This is a genomic window from Streptomyces globosus, from assembly GCF_003325375.1.
GTDB classification, from domain to species: domain Bacteria; phylum Actinomycetota; class Actinomycetes; order Streptomycetales; family Streptomycetaceae; genus Streptomyces; species Streptomyces globosus_A.
The window spans coordinates 4,444,528-4,462,206 of the sequence record NZ_CP030862.1; the positions used below are offsets into that span (position 1 = coordinate 4,444,528).

At 74.3% G+C, this 17,679-nt stretch carries 18 protein-coding genes; 10 read left to right on the forward strand and 8 right to left on the reverse strand.

What is annotated here, in order from left to right:
- Positions 1–12 precede the first annotated feature (12 nt).
- From C0216_RS19565 to C0216_RS19585, 5 genes are read right to left on the reverse strand one after another with little or no spacing between them, the layout of a single operon-like run.
- Complete coding sequence (locus C0216_RS19565) at positions 13–675, reverse strand: ABC transporter ATP-binding protein (protein WP_114056535.1); 663 nt, start codon at positions 673–675, stop codon at positions 13–15.
- Positions 668–1,639, reverse strand: coding sequence for an ABC transporter ATP-binding protein (locus C0216_RS19570; protein WP_114056536.1), 972 nt, complete (start codon positions 1,637–1,639; stop codon positions 668–670). Before C0216_RS19570 ends, C0216_RS19565 begins: the two co-directional genes overlap by 8 nt.
- Complete coding sequence (locus C0216_RS19575) at positions 1,636–2,529, reverse strand: ABC transporter permease (RefSeq protein WP_114056537.1); 894 nt, start codon at positions 2,527–2,529, stop codon at positions 1,636–1,638. The genes C0216_RS19570 and C0216_RS19575 overlap by 4 nt, the downstream gene beginning before the upstream one ends.
- The gene (locus C0216_RS19580; RefSeq protein WP_114058789.1) at positions 2,522–3,487 is read right to left on the reverse strand and encodes an ABC transporter permease; all 966 of its coding nucleotides are present in this window, start codon (positions 3,485–3,487) and stop codon (positions 2,522–2,524) included. The genes C0216_RS19575 and C0216_RS19580 overlap by 8 nt, the downstream gene beginning before the upstream one ends.
- A gap of 32 nt (positions 3,488–3,519) precedes the next feature.
- Positions 3,520–5,118, reverse strand: a complete 1,599-nt coding sequence (locus tag C0216_RS19585) for an ABC transporter substrate-binding protein (RefSeq protein WP_114056538.1) — start codon at positions 5,116–5,118, stop codon at positions 3,520–3,522.
- A 218-nt stretch (positions 5,119–5,336) separates the two neighbouring features.
- Between C0216_RS19585 and C0216_RS19590 the strand changes: the two genes are divergently transcribed.
- Together C0216_RS19590 and C0216_RS19595 are read left to right on the forward strand one after the other, a co-directional pair.
- Positions 5,337–6,293, forward strand: coding sequence for a fibronectin type III domain-containing protein (locus C0216_RS19590; protein WP_246042627.1), 957 nt, complete (start codon positions 5,337–5,339; stop codon positions 6,291–6,293).
- Between the two features lie 83 nt (positions 6,294–6,376).
- Entirely contained in the window at positions 6,377–8,479 is a 2,103-nt protein-coding gene (locus C0216_RS19595; RefSeq protein WP_162793268.1) for an ATP-binding protein, read from the forward strand.
- Between the two features lie 174 nt (positions 8,480–8,653).
- On the opposite strand, the gene C0216_RS19600 is transcribed toward C0216_RS19595, so the two are convergent.
- Positions 8,654–8,839, reverse strand: coding sequence for a DUF5999 family protein (locus tag C0216_RS19600; protein ID WP_114056540.1), 186 nt, complete (start codon positions 8,837–8,839; stop codon positions 8,654–8,656).
- A 154-nt stretch (positions 8,840–8,993) separates the two neighbouring features.
- Between C0216_RS19600 and C0216_RS19605 the strand changes: the two genes are divergently transcribed.
- Positions 8,994–9,431, forward strand: a complete 438-nt coding sequence (locus tag C0216_RS19605) for an SRPBCC family protein (RefSeq protein WP_114056541.1) — start codon at positions 8,994–8,996, stop codon at positions 9,429–9,431.
- 64 nt (positions 9,432–9,495) lie between these two features.
- Positions 9,496–10,299, forward strand: coding sequence for an LppU/SCO3897 family protein (locus C0216_RS19610; RefSeq protein WP_114056542.1), 804 nt, complete (start codon positions 9,496–9,498; stop codon positions 10,297–10,299).
- Here the strand turns inward: C0216_RS19610 and C0216_RS19615 are convergent.
- On the reverse strand, positions 10,296–11,522 hold the full coding sequence (locus C0216_RS19615; RefSeq protein WP_114056543.1) for an acyl-CoA dehydrogenase family protein: 1,227 nt from the start codon (positions 11,520–11,522) through the stop codon (positions 10,296–10,298). The genes C0216_RS19610 and C0216_RS19615 overlap by 4 nt on opposite strands.
- Positions 11,523–11,713: 191 nt before the next feature.
- Between C0216_RS19615 and C0216_RS19620 the strand changes: the two genes are divergently transcribed.
- Positions 11,714–12,358 (forward strand): TetR family transcriptional regulator, encoded by a 645-nt coding sequence (locus tag C0216_RS19620; protein ID WP_114056544.1) that lies wholly within the window; start codon positions 11,714–11,716, stop codon positions 12,356–12,358.
- A 96-nt stretch (positions 12,359–12,454) separates the two neighbouring features.
- Here C0216_RS19620 and def read toward each other — a convergent pair whose 3' ends face one another.
- Positions 12,455–13,018: a peptide deformylase gene (def, locus tag C0216_RS19625; RefSeq protein WP_114056545.1), complete on the reverse strand. Its 564-nt coding sequence runs from the start codon at positions 13,016–13,018 to the stop codon at positions 12,455–12,457.
- A 123-nt stretch (positions 13,019–13,141) separates the two neighbouring features.
- Here def and C0216_RS19630 point away from each other — a divergent pair, with 123 nt between their 5' ends.
- The 5 genes from C0216_RS19630 to C0216_RS33910 all read left to right on the forward strand — a co-directional run bounded on the left by C0216_RS19630 (position 13,142) and on the right by C0216_RS33910 (position 17,588).
- Complete coding sequence (locus tag C0216_RS19630; protein ID WP_114056546.1) at positions 13,142–14,380, forward strand: MurT ligase domain-containing protein; 1,239 nt, start codon at positions 13,142–13,144, stop codon at positions 14,378–14,380.
- A 21-nt stretch (positions 14,381–14,401) separates the two neighbouring features.
- Positions 14,402–15,130, forward strand: coding sequence for a type 1 glutamine amidotransferase (locus C0216_RS19635; RefSeq protein WP_114056547.1), 729 nt, complete (start codon positions 14,402–14,404; stop codon positions 15,128–15,130).
- 190 nt (positions 15,131–15,320) lie between these two features.
- Complete coding sequence (locus C0216_RS19640; RefSeq protein ID WP_114056548.1) at positions 15,321–16,346, forward strand: 6-phosphofructokinase; 1,026 nt, start codon at positions 15,321–15,323, stop codon at positions 16,344–16,346.
- Between the two features lie 91 nt (positions 16,347–16,437).
- Positions 16,438–17,397: a cytochrome c oxidase assembly protein gene (locus C0216_RS19645; RefSeq protein WP_114056549.1), complete on the forward strand. Its 960-nt coding sequence runs from the start codon at positions 16,438–16,440 to the stop codon at positions 17,395–17,397.
- Between the two features lie 32 nt (positions 17,398–17,429).
- Positions 17,430–17,588 carry a hypothetical protein gene (locus C0216_RS33910; RefSeq protein ID WP_174250425.1) on the forward strand — a complete coding sequence of 53 codons (159 nt, stop codon included), beginning with the start codon at positions 17,430–17,432 and terminating at the stop codon, positions 17,586–17,588.
- Positions 17,589–17,679 lie beyond the last annotated feature (91 nt).

Here is a 17,679-nt window from a genome sequence, read left to right on the forward strand (position 1 = left end):
CGGCCCCCGCGGTCAGTGCGGCCCGGCGATCTCCTTCCAGTGGGCGGTGCGGTCGCACCAGCGCCGGAGGAGGACCGGGTCGTGGCCGACGGCGAGCAGGCCGGCGCCGGTGTCGGCCCGGTACTCCTCGACGACGCCGACCAGGGCCGCGGCCGTGGAGGCGTCGAGCATGGCGGTCATCTCGTCGCAGACGAGCCAGCGGGGCCGCAGCACCAGGGCGCGGGCCAGGCAGGCGCGCTGGAGCTGGCCGTCGCTGACCTCGTGGGGGCGCCGGTCGAGGAGGTCCGCGCCGAGGCCGACCCGCCCGGCGAGGTCGGCGACGGCGCCGGCCGCCTCGGCGCGCCGTCCGGTGGCGCGCAGGGGTTCGGCGACGAGGTCCCGCAGCCGCATCCGGGGGTCGGCGGCGAGGCGCGGCTGCTGGAAGACGACGCCGACGGCGGTGCGCAGAGAGCGCGGGGCCCGGTGGCGGAAGCCGGTCGCGGTGTGCCCGTCGAGGGTGACGGTGCCGCGGTCGGGGCGGTGCAGCAGGGCGGCGACCCGGGCGAGGGTGGACTTGCCGCAGCCGCTGGGGCCGAGGAGGCCGAGGGATTCGCCGGGGTGCAGGGTGAGGCGGGCGCCTTCGACGACGGGCCGGCGCCGCTCGTATCCGGCGGTGATGTCGCGGAGTTCAAGCATGGTGGCAGGCCACCCCCGAGGCGGGTGCGGGCAGTTCGGTGCGGCAGCGGGCGTCGGCGCCCGGGCAGCGGGCGGCGAAGGCGCAGCCGGGCGGCAGGGCGCCGAGTTCGGGCGGGGATCCCGGGATGGGGGTGAAGGCGCGCTCGGGCAGGGCGTCGAGGAGGCCGCGGGCGTACGGGTGGCGGGGGCCGGGCCGGCCGAAGAACGCGTCCGCCGGGCAGGTTTCGACGATGCGGCCGGCGTACATGACGGCGACGGTGTCCGCGATGCGGTGGGCCGCGGCGAGGTCATGGGTGATCATCAGCAGGGCGCGGCCGGCGTCCCGGGTGTGGGCGCGCAGTTCGTCGGCGGTGCGGTGGACGAGGTCGCGGTCGAGGCCGGTGGTCGGCTCGTCGGCGAGCAGCAGGGGGGCGTCGCCGACGAGGGCGAGGGCGGTCGCGGCGCGCTGGGCGAGCCCGCCGGAGAGCTCGTGCGGGTGGCGGTCGAGGTGGCTCGCGGGGAACGCCGCCCGCTCGGCGGCCCGCTCGGCTGCGGCGCGTACGGCCTCGCGGGCGGCGCGGCGGCCCCGGGCGGCGGCGGTCGGGTGGGCGAGTTCGCGTACGGCCTCCTCCAGGTGGGAGCGGATCGTGCGGACCGGCGTGAGGTGGGCGGCGGGGCTCTGCGGGACCAGGCCGATGCGGCGGCCGCGGACGGTGCGGGCGAGGACCGCCTCTCCTGCGGTGAGCAGGTCCAGTCCGTCGGGCAGCAGGGCGGAGCCGGCGGTGTCGGCGTTGCCGGGCAGCAGGCCGAGGAGGGCGGAGGCGAGGACGGACTTGCCGCAGCCGCTCTCCCCGACCAGGGCCAGGCAGCTGCCGGGGGCGAGCCGGAAGGAGGCGTCGGAGACGGCGGCCACGTACCGGCCTCCGGGCATCCGGAAGCGCACGCTCAGCCCGCGTACGTCGAGGGCGGGGGCAGCGTCGGTCACAGCGTCAGCTCCGAGCGGCGGCGCGGGTCGAGGCGCTCGCGCCAGGCTGCAGCCAGACCCGCGACGGCGAGGGTGGGCAGGATCAGGAAGAGGCCGGGGAAGAGGGTGGGCCACCAGTGGCCGGCGAGCAGCGAGCCGCGCCCGGCCTGGACGAGGCCGCCCAGGCTGGCCTGGTGGGCGGGCAGGCCGAGGCCGAGGAAGGACAGCGCGGACTCGTGCCACACCGCGTGCGGGACCATCAGCACGGCGGCCAGCCCGGCCTGCGGGAGCACCCCGGGCACCAGGTGGCGTACGGTGACCCGCCACCGGGAGGCGCCGCCCGAGACGGCCGCGTCCACGAAGGGCCGGGACTTCAGGGAGAGCACCTCGGCGCGCACGATGCGGGCCGTGGACAGCCAGTGGGTGAGCGCGACGGACACGACGACGGGCCACACCCCGGGCCGGAACAGCGCCACGGCGAAGACGCCGAGCAGCAGGGGCGGGACGGAGGCGAAGCCGTCCACGACGCGCATGGTGAGCCGGTCGGTCCACCCGCCGAGGGCGGCGGCGGCCGCTCCGACGGCGGTGCCGACGACGGTGGCGGCGAGTGCGGCGACGACGCCGGTGAGCAGCGAGACCCGCAGGCCGTAGACGCAGCGCAGCAGCAGGTCGCGGCCGAGGTCGTCGGTGCCGAAGGGGTGGGCGGCGGAGGGCGGGAGGAGGCGGGCGGAGAGGTCCACGGCCTGCTGGTCGAGCCGGACCAGCGGCGGGACGAGCAGCACGGCGAGGACGGCTGCGGCCGCGACGGCGGCGCAGACCCACAGCCGCAGCCCCGGGACCCGCCGCCCGGGGCGCCGGCCGCGGCGGCCGCCGGCGGGGCGCCACACCGGGGCGGTGAGCGGGTCAGCCATCGAAGCCCACCCGTGGGTCGGCGAGTCCGTGCAGGAGGTCGGCGAGGAGGTTGCCCGCGAGGACGGCGGCCGTCGCGAGGACGGTGAGCGCGGCGAGCAGGGGGAAGTCGACGGAGGTCGCCGCCTGGACGGTGGCGGCGGCGATGCCGGGCCAGCTGAAGACGGTCTCGACGAGCAGCGCGCCGGTGATCAGTTCGGGCATGCGGGAGCCGGTCAGGGTGATTGCCGGCAGCAGCCCGGAGCGCAGGGCGTGGCCGAGCAGCACACGCCGCTCGCCGAGCCCGCGGGCGCGGGCGCCGCGGACGGGGTCCTCGGCGAGCGCGTCGCACACGCCCTGGCGGACGTACAGGTAGAACCAGGGCAGTTGGGAGAGGGCGAGGACGAGCGCGGGGAGGACGAGGTGCCGGGCGACCTGGCCGGCGGTGACGGTGTCGCTGCCGGCGTCCGTCAGGCCGCCGGAGGGCAGCACGCCCCAGCGGACGGAGAAGAGCCAGACGGCGAGCAGTCCGAGCCAGAACGCGGGAGCGGCCTGCAGGGTGTAGGCGAGGGCGGTGGCGGTCCGGTCGAGGAGGCCGCCGCGGCGGCGGGCGGCGAGGACGCCGAGGGCGGTGCCGGCGGCCAGCGCGGCGGCGAAGGCGGTGGCGGCGAGCAGGGCGGACCAGCCGACGCGCTCGGCGATGGCGTCGGCGACGGGCTGCCGCAGCGAGGCGGAGGTGCCGAGGTCGCCGCCGAGCGCCGAGGTGAGCCAGTCCCACCAGCGCTCGACGAGCGGGCGGTCGGCGCCGAGGTTGGCGCGCAGCCGGTCGAGCTCGGCCTGCGGGGCGGTGAGGCCGGCGGTGCCGGCGTACGCCCTGACGGGGTCGAAGGGGGACAGGTCGGCGGCGGCGAAGACGCCGAAGGTGACGGCGAGCAGGACGGGGCCGGCGAGCAGTGCCCGCCGGCCCGCCATGCGCGCCATCGGCCCCCAGGGGGTGCGGCCGGGGCGGGCGGTCACTTCTGCTTCGGCTTCCAGTCCTCGATGTTCCACCAGGGGCCGGCTCCGAGGCCGTGGTCGTGCGGCTCGACCTGGGTGGTGAGTCCCTCCCACCTGTCGGCGACGACGTAGAGGTGGTCGATGTGGGTGAGGAAGACGTAGCCGGGATCCTGGGCCAGTTCGCGCTGGACGGTGTCGTAGGCGGCCTTGCGCACGGCCGGGTCGCCGCTGCGGCGGGCCTCTTCCAGGGCGCGGTCGACAGCCTTGTTGTCGTACCGGGCCATGTTGTTGAAGCCGTCGCCGCCGAGGGAGGAGGTGAGCAGGAGGTACTGGTCGAAGTCGGGGTCGGCCGGGGAGCCGCCGCCGGCGAGGACAGCGTCGGTCTTCATCCGCGGCTCGATGGCCTCCCATGTGCCGGCCTCGGCCTTGACCTCGATGCCGGCCTTCTTGGCGTCGGAGGCGAAGGCGAGGGCGTGGTCCTGGCGGATCTTGTCGCCGGAGAGGTACCAGAGCGGGAAGGAGGCGCGGACGCCGTCCTTGGCGCGGATGCCGTCGCCGCCGGGCTTCCAGCCGGCGTCGTCGAGGATCTTCTTCGCCTTGCCGAGGTCGTGGGTGCGCTCGGTGCCGGCGGCGAACCAGGGGCTGTCGGTGGGGACGGGCCCGTAGGCCGGCTTGCCCGCGCCCTCCAGCAGCCGGTCGACCATGGCCCTGCGGTCGACGGCGGTGTCGAGGGCGCGGCGGACGGCGGGGTCGCCGGTGACCGGGTGGTGGGTGGGGAGGGTGACGTTGCGGTAGTCGAAGGACGTGGCGGCGAGGGTGGTGCGGGCCTTGTCGCCGGCGAAGCCCTGGGCGAGGTTCGGCGGGAGGACGGCCGCGTCGAGTTCGCCGGAGCGCAGGCGGGTGGCGCGGACGTCGTCGTCCTTGACGACGGCCATGGTGAGCTTCTTCACGGCGGGTTCGCCGCCCCAGTAGGAGGGGTTGGCCTTGAAGGTGAGCTTCTCGCCCTTGGACCAGCCGGTGAGGACGTACGGGCCGGTGCCGACGGGCCGGGTGGAGAAGTCCCCGGCGTTGACGTCCTGCCGGCCGGCTATGTGCTCGGGGGCGATGGGGAGGACGGTGCGCTCGGCGAAGGGGGCGTAGGGGTACTTCAGGGTGAAGACGACGGTGTCCTCGCCCTGCTGCTCGACCGCGGCGACGGCGTCGAGCTCGGCCTTGGAGGCGTTGTTCGTGCGGGCGTCGAGGATCGTGCGGTAGGTGAAGACGACGTCCTTGGCGGAGAAGGGCGCCCCGTCGCTGAAGGTCACCCCGCGGCGCAGCCGGTAGGTGTAGGTGAGGCCGTCGGCGGACACCTCCGGGAGGGCCTCGGCGAGGGCGGGCTGCAGCTTCATGTCCGCGTCGTGGGTGAGGAGCCCGTCGAAGACCTTGGAGTTGCCGTCCTTGCCGTAGCCGAGCAGGGGGCTGAGGGTCTCCGGCTCGTTGGCGATGCCGACGACGACCGAGTCGGCCGCCCCGGACGCCGCGGCGGATCCGGCGGGGTTGGAGCAGGCCGCCGCGCCTGCGATGAGTGCGGCGGCGAGCGCCGCGGCGGCCGCTCCCCGTGCTGTCCGGGCCGTCATGCTGTGCACTTCCCTGTGTTGCCGAATGTCCAGCAGTTTGCGATCGACTGCTGTTGCAAAGAGATCGCAATAATGCCAGAGAGGCGCAGAAGAAGACGAACCGGGCACAACCGCGCCGCCTGCGCACGCAGCCGGGGCCGTCCGGGTCTTGCCCGGCCGCCCGCCCGCATGCCATATATGTCTAGACCTTTACGAGGAACGGCCGCCGAGGAGGGCCCGTGCCCCGCACCGCCGCCCTGCTCCGCCCCGGCCTGGCCGCCGGACTCGCCGCCCTGCTCGCCGGGTGCGCGGGCGGCGACACGACCGCCCCGGCGGCCCCCGCCGGCCTCACCGCCCAGGCCGGCAGCGCCACCTCCGTCCACGTGATGTGGGACGCCGCGGCCGCCGCCGACGGGGTGGCGAACTACCAGGTCTTCCAGGACGGGAGGCTCGTCCGCGACCTGCCGGCCGAGAAGACGATGACGGACATCACCGGCCTGGCCCCGCAGACCTCCTACACGTTCACCGTCCGGGCCCGCGACGCCGCGGGGAACACCTCCGCGCCCAGCGCCGCCGCCCGCACCGCCACCCCCGCCGCCGCAGCCGAGGACCGCCGGCCGCCCACCGCGCCCGACCGCACCGAGGCCCGCGCCGACGGCCCGCGTACGGTCACCCTGAGCTGGTCCGCCGCCACCGACGACACCGGCGTCACTGCGTACGACGTCTACCAGGCCGGCATCCGCATCCACACGGCCGGACCCGCCGAGACCTCCACCCCGCTGACGGACCTCCAGCCGGACACCGCCTACACCTTCACCGTCCGGGCCCGCGACGGCGCGGACAACTCCTCCCCCGACGGCCCGCCCGCAGCCGTGACCACCCCGCCCTCGGCGGAGCAGGGGCCGCAGACCGCGCCCGCCGGCTTCACCGCGACCCCCTCCCCCGGCGCCGTCGACCTCGCCTGGACGGCCCCCGGCACCGGCCGGCCCACCGAGGCGTACGAGCTGCACGTCAACGGCAGGCCCGTCACCGTCATCCAATTCGGTGCAGGTGCGGTGCCGGCCCGGGAGGCGAGGCACCGCCTCACCGTCACCGAGCCGCCGGGCACCGTGTGGGAACTGCGGCTGCGCGCCCGGCTGCCGGACGGCACCTGGGGCGCCTTCTCCGAGCGCCGGCGCATCGTGCTGGCGGGATGAACGACCCGGAGGCACATCGGCGAGCTGACAGCGATCCGGGCGTAACGGCACGTCGGATCGCGAAGATCACGCACAATACTCCCGTGTTCGGAGAGTACTCGTTCAACAACAGACCGGCGGATTCCGCGGACGGCGACCCCGGTCCCGCAGTCTCCGCACCACCGGGGAACCTCCCGCCGGAACCCGCCGGCTTCATCGGCCGGGAGGAGGAGCTCACCTCGTTACACCTCCTGTTGCGCACCCGCCGGCTGGTCACGCTCACCGGCGTCGGCGGCGTCGGCAAGTCCCGGCTCGCCCTGTGCGCCGCCTCCGACCCCGAACAGGCCCGCCCCGACGGCATCTGGTGGGTGGACCTCTCGCCACTGCGCGACCCGGCACTGCTGACCATGACCGTCGCCCACGCCGTGGGGCTCGCCGACCACTCCGCACGCCCCCTCGACGAGGAGCTGTGCGCCTGGATGGCCGACAAGGAGCTGCTCCTCGTCCTCGACACCTGCGAGCACATGGTGGCCGACTGCCGCCACCTGGCCGGCGAACTCCTGCAGTCCGCACCGGACCTGACCGTCCTCGTCACCTCCCGCGAACCGCTGGGCAGCCCCTGCGAGAAGGTCGTCGAGCTGTCCCCGCTGCCCTGCGAGGGCTCCGACAGCGACGCCCTCGCCCTCTTCCGCGACCGCGCCCTGGCCGCCTCCCCGCGCACGGCCGCCGTCTTCGACGACCCAGCCCGGACGGCCCTCGCCGCCGAGGTGTGCCGCCGCCTCGACGGGATCCCGCTCGCCCTGGAACTCGCCGGGGCCCGGCTGCGGACGTGGCCGCTGGAGCGGATGGCCCAGCGCCTCGGCGACCGCTTCGAGGTGCTGGCCGACTCCGGTGGCGGGCCCGGACGGCCGCCCCGCCACCGCACGATGCGTACCGCGATCGGGTGGAGCCACGAGTTGTGCGAGCCGCTGGAGCGGCTTCTGTGGGCCCGGCTGTCCGTGTTCACCGGCGACTTCGACGTGGCCGCCGCGCGCGCCGTCTGCTCGGGCGGCCCGCTGTCCGCGGCCCGTGTCGAGCGGGTGCTCTCCGGACTCGTCGCCAAGTCCGTGGTGCGGCGCCTGCAGGAGCGGGGCGCGGGGGCCCGCTACCGGATGCTCGACTCCATCCGCGAGTACGGCCACGACTGGCTGGGCGAGCTGGGCGAGGTGCGGTCGGTCGCCGACCGGCACGCGCACTGGTACGCCGCGCTCTCCCGGGCGGCCGACCGCGGCTGGATCGGGCCGCGGCAGGTCGACTGGTACCGCAGGATGACCGCCGAGCACCCCCAGCTGCGGACGGCACTGGAGCACCTGCTGGGCACCGACCCGGCGGCGGCCCTGGAGATGGCGGGGGCGCTGTGGTTCTTCTGGTTCGCCTGCGGGCACGTCCACGAGGGCCGCGGCTTCCTGGAGCGGGCCCTGGAGGAGGGACCGCCCGAGGGCCCGGTCCGCGCCCAGGCGCAGTGGGCCCTCGGGCTGACCGCCCTGCTCCAGGGCGACATGGACACGGCACGGCGGCTGGGCAAGGAGTGCACGCGCCTGGCGGACGGTGCGCAGGACCCGGAGCGGGCCCTGCGGGCCGCCCACCTGTACGCGGCGGCGGTGATGCTGCCCGGCGACCCGCGGCGGGCCCTGGAGCTGGCAGGGCCGCGGGCCCGGGCCGGGCACGGCGGACCGGAGGACGGGCCGGGCCGGCTGCTGTGCCGGCTGGTCACCGGGTACGCCCTGTGCGACCTGCGGCGGTACGAGGAGGCGGCCGCGGAGGCGCGCGGCCTGCGCGAGGCGTGCGCCGACCTCGACGAGCGCTGGCTGCGGGCGTACGCGGACTACGTCCTGGCCGTCGCGGCGTTCGGGCTCGGCCACCCGGAGGAGGCCGCCCGGCACGTGCGGGCCATGCTGTCGGGGAAGCGGCTGCTGGGCGACCGCACCGGGATCGCGCTGGGCCTGGACCTGCTCGCGGCGGCGGTGGCGGCGCTCGGAGACGGCGAGCTCGCGGCCCGGCTGCTCGGCGCGGGGCACGCCTGGTGGCGGACGGTGGGGCGGCCGCAGATGGGCTCACCCTCGCTGACGGCCCTGCGCGAGCAGGGCGAGCGGCAGGCCCGGGCCGCGATCGGCGACGCGGCCTACGAGAGCGCCTTCCTGGGCGGCGCGGCGGCTCCCACGGGCTGACCGGCAGCCGGCGGGAGCCGGAGGCACTGCGGCGGACGTGCTGCCGAGGTGCTGCCGAGGGGCTCCCGTCAGTACGGGAGCGGTCTTCCCGACGGCGTGCGCAGGTCCAGGTCTCGGGGGGCGGGCTTCGGGACGGGCTTGCGGATCAGCTGTTGGCGCATGCGGCCTCCTCGCTCAGACCAGGACCGGGCGGCGGGGTTCCACCACGCGGCCGTCGGGGAGCAGTTCGCCGGTGTCGTCGAAGACCAGGAGGCCGTTGCACAGCAGGCTCCAGCCCTGTTCGGGGTGGGAGGCCACCACACGGGCGGCATCGTGGTCTGCGCTGTCGGCGGACGGGCAGGGGGGCTGGTGGGAGCACATGGCGCACCTCCTCGCTGTGTGGCGCGGGAGGCCGGCGGTCACCCGGTCGGTTCCGCGATCCACGGTGGCCGTGAGTATTGCCGATGGCCACCCCCGGACGGAACCCGTTTCGGCCGTCCGGTTCGGGGTGTGTATGCCCGGTTACCATGCGCTCATGCCCGGTATCCGGATCGTTCACCGTACGTGTCTGCCGCCCGGCGAGGCCTGGCGGCGGCTCACCGACTGGGAGCGGCACGGCGCGCACGTCCCGCTGACCCGGACGACCGTCGAGACGCCGCCGCCGACGGGGGTCGGGACCCGCTTCACGGCGCGCACCGGTGTGGGCCGGATCACGTTCGACGACCCGATGGAGGTCGGGCTGTGGCGGCCCCCGTCGGGCGGGCGCGCGGGGATGGTGCGGCTGGTGAAGTGCGGCCGGGTGGTGCTCGGGTGGGCGGAGATCGAGGTGCGTCCCCTGGAGGGCGGCGGGGCCGAGGTGCTGTGGCGCGAGGACCTGCGGGTGCGGGGGCTCGGCCGGCCGTTCGACCCGCTGGTCGCGGCGGCCGGGCGGCTGGTGTTCGGGCGCGCCCTTGTCCATTTGCTGCGTACCTGACATGCCGGGCTAGGGTTCCGTGATCACCGCTTCCGGCAGCCGCCGCAGCACCGAGGAGGAACCCGTGGCCACACCGCCCCCGCAGCACGGCGCGGGCCCGTACGCGCAGCACGGGCCGCAGTACGGGCCGCAGTACGGGCCGCCGTACGGCTCCCACGTCCCGCAGCAGGGGCCGGGGCCGTACCCGCCGGTGCCCGGGCCGCCTCCGGTGGCGCCGCAGGGCCCGTACGGGATGCCCGTGGGCCCGGCGGGGGTGCCGGACTGCCGGATCTGCGGCTCGGTGCCCGCGGTCCGCGGGACGGTGCGCGGCCACCAGGGCATGTTCGTGCTGATGCGCTTCCTGCGGACGGAGGGGCCGCTGTGCCGCGACTGCGGGCTGGCCACCTACCGCGGGATGCAGTCGGACACCCTGTGGCAGGGCTGGTGGGGGCCGCTGTCGCTGTTCATCACCCCGGTGACCCTGCTGATGAACCTGGGCCCCCGGGCGGCGTACTACCGGCTTCCGCCCCCGGCGAACGGCATCTTGCGGCCGCTGGACCCGGGGAAGCCGCTGTGGCGGCGTCCCCCGGCCCTGCTCGTCCTCGCCGCGGTCGTGCTGGTGTCGTTCGCCCTGCCGACGCTGATCGTCATCGGCCTGCTGGCGGGCGGCGACGAGAAGCCGCAGCCGCTGGCCACCGACCGGTGCGTGCGCAACGTCGGCGACTGGAAGGAGCAGAAACTGCTGGTCGTGGACTGCTCCTCGCCCGACGCCCAGTACCGGGTCCACGGGGCACCCTGCGCGAACGGCGACTACATCGCCGCCCTGGAGTACACCCCGGAGGACGGCTCCCTGCGCTGCCTGCGGCCGCTGGACCGGCCGACCCGCTAGCGGATCGGCATGCCGGAGAGGGTGCGGGCGATGACGAGGCGCTGGATCTCGCTCGTGCCCTCGAAGATGGTGTAGATGGCGGCGTCGCGGTGCATCCGCTCCACCGGGTACTCGCGGGTGTAGCCGTTGCCGCCGAGGATCTGCACGGCCTGGGCGGTGACCTTCTTGGCCACCTCGCTCGCGTACAGCTTCGACATGGAGCCCTCGGCGGAGGTGAACGGCCGCCCGGCGACCGCCATCCAGGAGGCGCGCCAGACCAGCAGGCGGGCCGCGTCGATCTGCGTGCGCATGTCGGCCAACTGGAAGGCGACGCCCTGGTTGTCGATGATCGGCCGGCCGAACTGGGTGCGGGTCTTCGCGTAGTCGAGGGCGACCTCGTACGCCGCGCGGGCGGTGCCCACCGCCATGGCGCCGACGGCGGGGCGGGAGGCCTCGAAGGTGGCCATGGCGGCGTTCCTGACGCGCTCCCCGCCGGCCCGGGCGCTCTCGCGGGCGCGGGCGAGCCGGTCGTCGAGCTTCTCCTTGCCGCCGAGCAGGCAGGAACCGGGGACCCGCACGTCCTCCAGGACGACCTCCGCGGTGTGGGAGGCGCGGATGCCGTGCTTCTTGAACTTCTGGCCCTGGGAGAGGCCGGGGGTGCCGGGCGGGACGATGAAGGAGGCGTGCCCCTTGGTGCCGAGGCCGGGATCGACGACGGCGACGACGATGTGGACGTTGGCGATGCCGCCGTTGGTGGCCCAGGTCTTCGTCCCGTTGAGGACCCACTCGTCCTTGGCCTGGTCGTAGACGGCCCGGGTGCGCATGGAGCCGACGTCGGAGCCGGCGTCGGGCTCCGAGGAGCAGAAGGCGGCGACCTTCACGTCGTCCGGGGTGCCGTACATCTGGGGGATCCAGGTGCCGATCTGCTCCTCGGTGCCGTTGGCGAGGACGCCGATGGCGGCGAGGCCCGTGCCCACGATCGACAGGGCGATGCCCGCGTCGCCCCAGAACAGCTCCTCCATGGCCATCGGGACGCCGAGGCCGGTGGGGTCGAAGTACTGCTGGGCATAGAAGTCGAGGGAGTAGATGCCGACCTTGGCGGCCTCCTGGATGACGGGCCAGGGCGTCTCCTCCCGCTCGTCCCACTCGGCGGCGGCGGGCCGGATGACGTCGGCGGCGAAGCCGTGGATCCAGTCCCGGACCTGCCTCTGGTCCTCGTTGAGCTCCATGGTGAACTCCGCCATGTCCCCTCCAACAGCGCACCCGCCAGTGCGTTACTGGCGGTAACCTCTACGGTGGCCACAGTCTGTTACCGGCGAGTAGTCAGTGTCAAGCGCGGCCCGGCCCGCACCGGCCGGTTCATCTGCCGAGGTGCCCGGGGTGTTACGTTGCGTGGGCGTCACGCACCATCGCAAGGGCGGGGAGAGAACACGTCATGGACACCACGCAGCAGGCCGGCGAACCGGGTACGGCCGAACGCCGCCGCCGGGAGCTGCTCGAAGCGGCCGACCGCGTCGTCCTCAGGGACGGCCCCAAGGCGTCCATGAACGCCATCGCCGCCGAGGCCGGCATCACCAAGCCGATCCTCTACCGGCACTTCGGCGACAAGGCCGGCCTCTACCAGGCCCTGGCCGTGCGGCACACCGACGCCCTGCTCGGCTCGCTGCGCGCCGCCCTCGACGCGCCCGCCGAGCGCCGCCGCCGGGTGGAGTCCACGCTGCACACCTACCTCGCGGCGATCGAGGCACGCCCCCAGGTCTACCGCTTCCTGATGCACCCCACCGAGGACTCGCACGGCGCAGAAACCGGCTTCGACGTCGGACGGCACTCCGCCCCGCTCCTGCGCCGGCTCGGCGAGGAGCTGGCCGAGGTGATCAGCGAGCGCGTGGACCTGGGCCCCGGCGGGGAGCGGCTGGCCCGTATCTGGGGGCACGGGATCGTCGGCATGATGCACGCGGCCGGCGACTGGTGGCTCGGCGAACGCCCGTGCACCCGCGAGGAGTTGGTCTCGGGCCTGACCGACCTGCTGTGGGGCAGGCTGGCCACCGCCGGCGACCGCGCGGACGGCCCCGGCTTCTGAGGGCGTTGCGAGAGTCCTGGGTGCCGTGCGGGACTCTAGCAACCCCCCTAGGCCGTACGCGTGCCGTGCGCGGCCGGTTCGCACGGCCCAGGGAGGTCAGTCCTCCAGCGCGTGCAGGCCGCGGGCGCCCCAGGGCGTCCTGCGGATCGCCCGCCGCAGCCGGCGGCCCCGCATGCCGGTGACCCGCTGCGCGTACACGGCGCCTTCGAGGTGGTCGCACTCGTGCTGGAGGCAGCGGGCGAAGAACCCGGTGCCGGTGATCCGCACCGGGGCGCCGTCCGCGGTGGCCCCCTCGACGACCGCGCGGTCGAAGCGGGGCGTGCCGGCCTCCAGGCCGGGGAGGGAGAGGCAGCCCTCGGGGCCGAGGTACTCGTCCCCGCCGGCCTCGACGAGGCGCGGGTTGACGACGTGGCCCACGTGCCGGACGTCCTCGTCGTCGGGGCAGTCGTAGACGAACACCCGCAGCCCCACGCCGATCTGGTTCGCGGCCAGGCCGACGCCTTCGGCGGCGTACATGGTGGCGAACATGTCCTCGACCAGCGCGCCGAGGGCGGGGCCGAAATCGGTCACCTCCGCGCACGGCGAGTGGAGCACCGGATCGCCCAGGAGGCTCATGGTGCGGACGGTGCCGGAGGTCCCGGGGATGACGCGCTGTCGCATGGCGCCAAGCCTACGACGGGCGAATATATGAGGAGATCCGCGGCGGCCCGGGGGCGCCGCGGTCAGGGCCCCGGCCGGTACTGGATAGGCTGGGGCCGGTCGACGCAAGGAGGACTAGGGACGATGGCAGGCAACACAGAGCCGCTTTCGCCGCGCGCCAAGCTGGCCGTGACGGCGGGCAGGGCCGCGGCGGCGGTGTCGCGGGCCGCGGGGCGCGGAAGCGGATCGGTGATCGGCGGCAAGGTCGCACTCAAACTTGACCCCGACCTCCTCGGAGCGCTCGCGCAGCACCTCGACGTCGTCCTCGTCTCCGCCACCAACGGCAAGACCACGACGACGCGCCTGATCGCCGAGGCCCTGCGGGCCAGCGGGCCGGTGGTCTCCAACGCCCTCGGCGCGAACATGCCTGCCGGCATCACCTCCGCCCTCGCAGGCGGCTCGGACGCCAAGTACGGCGTCATCGAGGTGGACGAGAAGTACCTGGCCGGGGTCGCCCGGGACGTCACCCCGAAGGCGATCGCGCTGCTGAACCTCTCGCGCGACCAGCTGGACCGCGCCGCCGAGACCCGCATGCTCGCGGAGAAGTGGCGCGAGGGGCTGGCCGGCTCCAAGGCGGTCATCGTCGCCAACTGCGACGACCCCCTGATCGTGTGGTCGGCCTCCTCCTCGCAGAACGTGGTGTGGGTGGCCGCCGGCCAGGAGTGGAAGGACGACGCTTGGTCGTGCCCCTCCTGCGGCGGCGTGATGCAGCGCCCCGGCGACGACTGGTTCTGCGGCGAGTGCGGCTTCCGCCGGCCCGCCCCGAGCTGGGTGCTCTCCGGCGACCACGTCCTCGACCCGCACGGCTCGGCGTGGCCCATCAGCCTCCAGCTGCCGGGCCGCGCCAACAAGGCGAACGCGGCCACCTCGGCCGCCGTGGCCGCCGTCTTCGGCGTGCCGCCGCAGGTCGCGCTGGAGCGGATGTACCAGGTGCAGGCGGTCGCCGGCCGGTACGACGTGGTGCAGTTCCAGAACCGCGAGCTGCGGCTGCTGCTCGCCAAGAACCCGGCGGGCTGGCTCGAAACGTTTTCGCTGATCGACCAGCCGCCCGCCCCGGTGATCCTCTCGGTCAACGCCCGCGGCGCCGACGGCACGGACACCTCGTGGCTGTGGGACGTGGACTACCCGCGCCTCGCCGGCCACCCGATCTTCGTGATCGGCGACCGCCGGCTCGACCTGGCCGTCCGCCTCGAGGTCGCCGGCCTGGACTTCCGGGTCTGCGAGACCCTCGACGAGGCCGTGCAGCTCGCCCCGCCCGGCCAGATCGAGCTGATCGCCAACTACACCGCCTTCCAGGACGTGCGCCGCCGCGTCGGCAACTAGCCACCCATAGAGGACAAGAGCATGAGCGACAACAGCCTGCGCCTGGTGTGGGTCTACCCCGACCTGCTCAGCACGTACGGAGACCAGGGCAACGTTCTCGTGGTGGAGCGCCGGGCGCGCCGGCGCGGCCTGGACGTGCAGCGCGTGGACGTGCGCAGCGACCAGCCGATCCCGACCTCGGGCGACATCTACCTGATCGGCGGCGGCGAGGACCGCCCGCAGCGGCTCGCCGCCGAGCGCCTGGTGCGCGACGGCGGCCTGGAGCGGGCCGTCTCGAACGGGGCGATCGTGTTCTCGGTGTGCGCCGGCTACCAGATCCTGGGCAACGAGTTCGTCAACGACATGGGCGAGCGGCAGCAGGGCCTCGGCCTGCTGGACGTCGTCACCGTCCGCGGCGAGGGCGAGCGCTGCGTCGGCGACGTCCTCGCGGACATCGACCCGCAGCTCGGCCTGCCGCAGCTGACGGGCTTCGAGAACCACCAGGGCGTCACGCACCTCGGCCCCGGCGCCAAGGCGTTCGCCCGCACCCGCCTGGGCCGCGGCAACGGCACGGGCGACGGCACCGAGGGTGCGTACAACGAGACGGTGTTCGGCACGTACATGCACGGCCCCGTCATGGCCCGCAACCCGCTCATCGCGGACCTGCTGCTGAAGCTGGCCCTCGACGTGAACGCACTGCCGCCCATCGACGACCGCTGGTACGACGCGCTGCGAGCGGAGCGCATCGCCGCGGCGACGCAGCCCGCGTAACCCCGGGTACGCCCGGCGTTCGGCCCGGATTCCCCTCGGGGGATCCGGGCCGATGTGCGTTCGTACGAGGAACCCGACCGTCATGCGGACGATGGTTCAGTGCGGTGCCGATCCGCTAGTAGGGTGACAGGTAGTTCCAACCGGACGACGTGGTCCGGTCGTCGGCCCACGTTGCAAAGGTCTTCCTGCCATGCGCATTGGTGTGCTCACTTCCGGTGGCGACTGCCCCGGCCTCAACGCCGTCATCCGCTCCGTCGTGCACCGCGCCGTCGTCGACCACGGCGACGAGGTCATCGGCTTCCACGACGGCTGGCGCGGGCTCCTGGAGGCGGACTACCGCAAGCTCGACCTCGACGCGGTGGCCGGCATCCTCGCCCGCGGCGGCACCATCCTCGGCTCCTCCCGCGTCCAGCCCGCGCACCTGCGCGACGGCGTGGAGCGGGCCCGCGGCCACGTCGCGGACCTCGGCCTGGACGCCATCATCCCGATCGGCGGCGAGGGCACGCTGAAGGCGGCGAACCTACTCTCGCAGGGCGGCCTGCCGATCGTGGGCGTGCCGAAGACCATCGACAACGACATCGCCTCGACGGACGTCACCTTCGGCTTCGACACGGCTGTCGGCGTCGCCACGGAGGCGCTGGACCGGCTGAAGACGACCGCCGAGTCCCACCAGCGGGTGATGGTCGTGGAGGTCATGGGCCGCCACACCGGCTGGATCGCCCTGCACTCGGGCATGGCGGCCGGCGCGCACGCCATCGTCGTGCCGGAGCGTCCGTTCGACATCGAGGAGCTGGCCGGGATCGTCGGCGAGCGCTTCTCCGCGGGCAAGCGTTTCGCGATCGTCGTCGTCGCCGAGGGCGCGAAGCCGCGGCCCGGCACCATGGAGTACACGGAGGGCGGCACCGACCAGTACGGTCACGAGCGCTTCGCCGGCATCGGCAACATCCTGGCGGTGGAGCTGGAGCGCCGCCTCGGCAAGGAGGCCCGCCCGGTCATCCTCGGCCACGTCCAGCGCGGCGGCACCCCGACCGCGTACGACCGGGTGCTGGCCACCCGCTTCGGCTGGCACGCGGTGGAGGCGGCGCACCGCGGAGAGTTCGGGATGCTGACCGCGCTGCGCGGCACGGAGATCGAGATGGTGCCGCTCGCCCGCGCGGTGGAGAGCCTGAAGACGGTCCCGGCGGAGCGCTACGACGAGGCGCAGACCGTTCTGTGACCTTTCTCCCCTTCTGTCGCCGCCCCCGGACGCAAGCGCGTACGGGGGCGGCACTACTGTGGTGGGGCACCACGGTCAAGGGAGTGAACAGATGGATCACAGCGGTCACGGCTCGGGCATGCACACGCACATGGACCTGCCGCCGTTCACGCTGGGCCGTGCTCTGGAGTTCTCCTTCGACGCGTTCTTCCTGATCGGCTCGCTCGTCGGCCTCGGCCTCTACCTGTGGGGCGTGGTGCGGCTCAGGCGGCGCGGGGACGCCTGGCCCGCGGGGCGGATCGTCGCCTTCTGCGCGGGCGTGCTCAGCGTGGCGCTGATGATGTGCACCAAGCTCAACGACTACGGCATGGTCATGTTCAGCGTGCACATGGTGCAGCACATGGTGATCAGCATGCTGTCGCCGATCCTGCTGCTGCTGGGCGCCCCGGTGACGCTCGCCCTCCGCGCGCTGCCGCCGGCCGGCCGCGGCCGCAAGGGCCCGCGGGAACTGCTGCTGGCGCTGCTGCACAGCCGCTACATGCGGGTGGTCACCCACCCTGCGTTCACCATCCCCATGTTCATCGCCAGCCTCTACGCCCTGTACTTCACCCCGCTCTTCGACTTCCTGATGGAGAGCAAGCCCGGCCACATCGGGATGATGGTCCACTTCCTGGCCGTCGGCCTGGTGTTCTTCTGGCCGATCATGGGCGTGGACCCGGGACCGCACCGCCCCGGCTACGTGATGCGCATGCTGGAGCTCTTCGCAGGGATGCCCTTCCACGCCTTCTTCGGCATCGCGCTGATGATGGCGAGCGAGCCGATGATCGGTACGTACAGCAACCCGCCGGCCTCGCTCGGCATCGACCCGCTGCTCGACCAGCAGTGGGGCGGCGGCATCGCCTGGGCCTTCAGCGAGATCCCCTCGGTGCTGGTGCTGATCGCCCTGATGTACCAGTGGTACCACTCCGAGCAGCGGGCGGCGAAGCGCGCCGACCGTGCCGCCGACCGCGACGGCGACGCCGAGCTGGAGGCGTACAACGCCTATCTGGCGTCGCTCCGCGCGCGTCAGTAGCGCGTGGGCGCCTCCGCGCGCGACCATGGGGCATGACCGGTTCCGTCAAGGCGATGGCCGTCATGACCTTCGCCGCCCTCATCGCCGTCGCCACCTACTCCGTGGCCCTCGGCAGCAACGGCTGGCTGTGGTTCGGCTGGGTGGTCCTGGGGCTCCTCACCGCAGCCATGGGCGCCGCCCGCAGCGGCTGACCAGGCGCCCGCGCGCCGCGGCCCGGGCCGGTTCCCGGCCGGGCCGGCAGCCGCCGTGCCGCCGCGCTGCCGCGCCGTCCCGGGGGCCCGT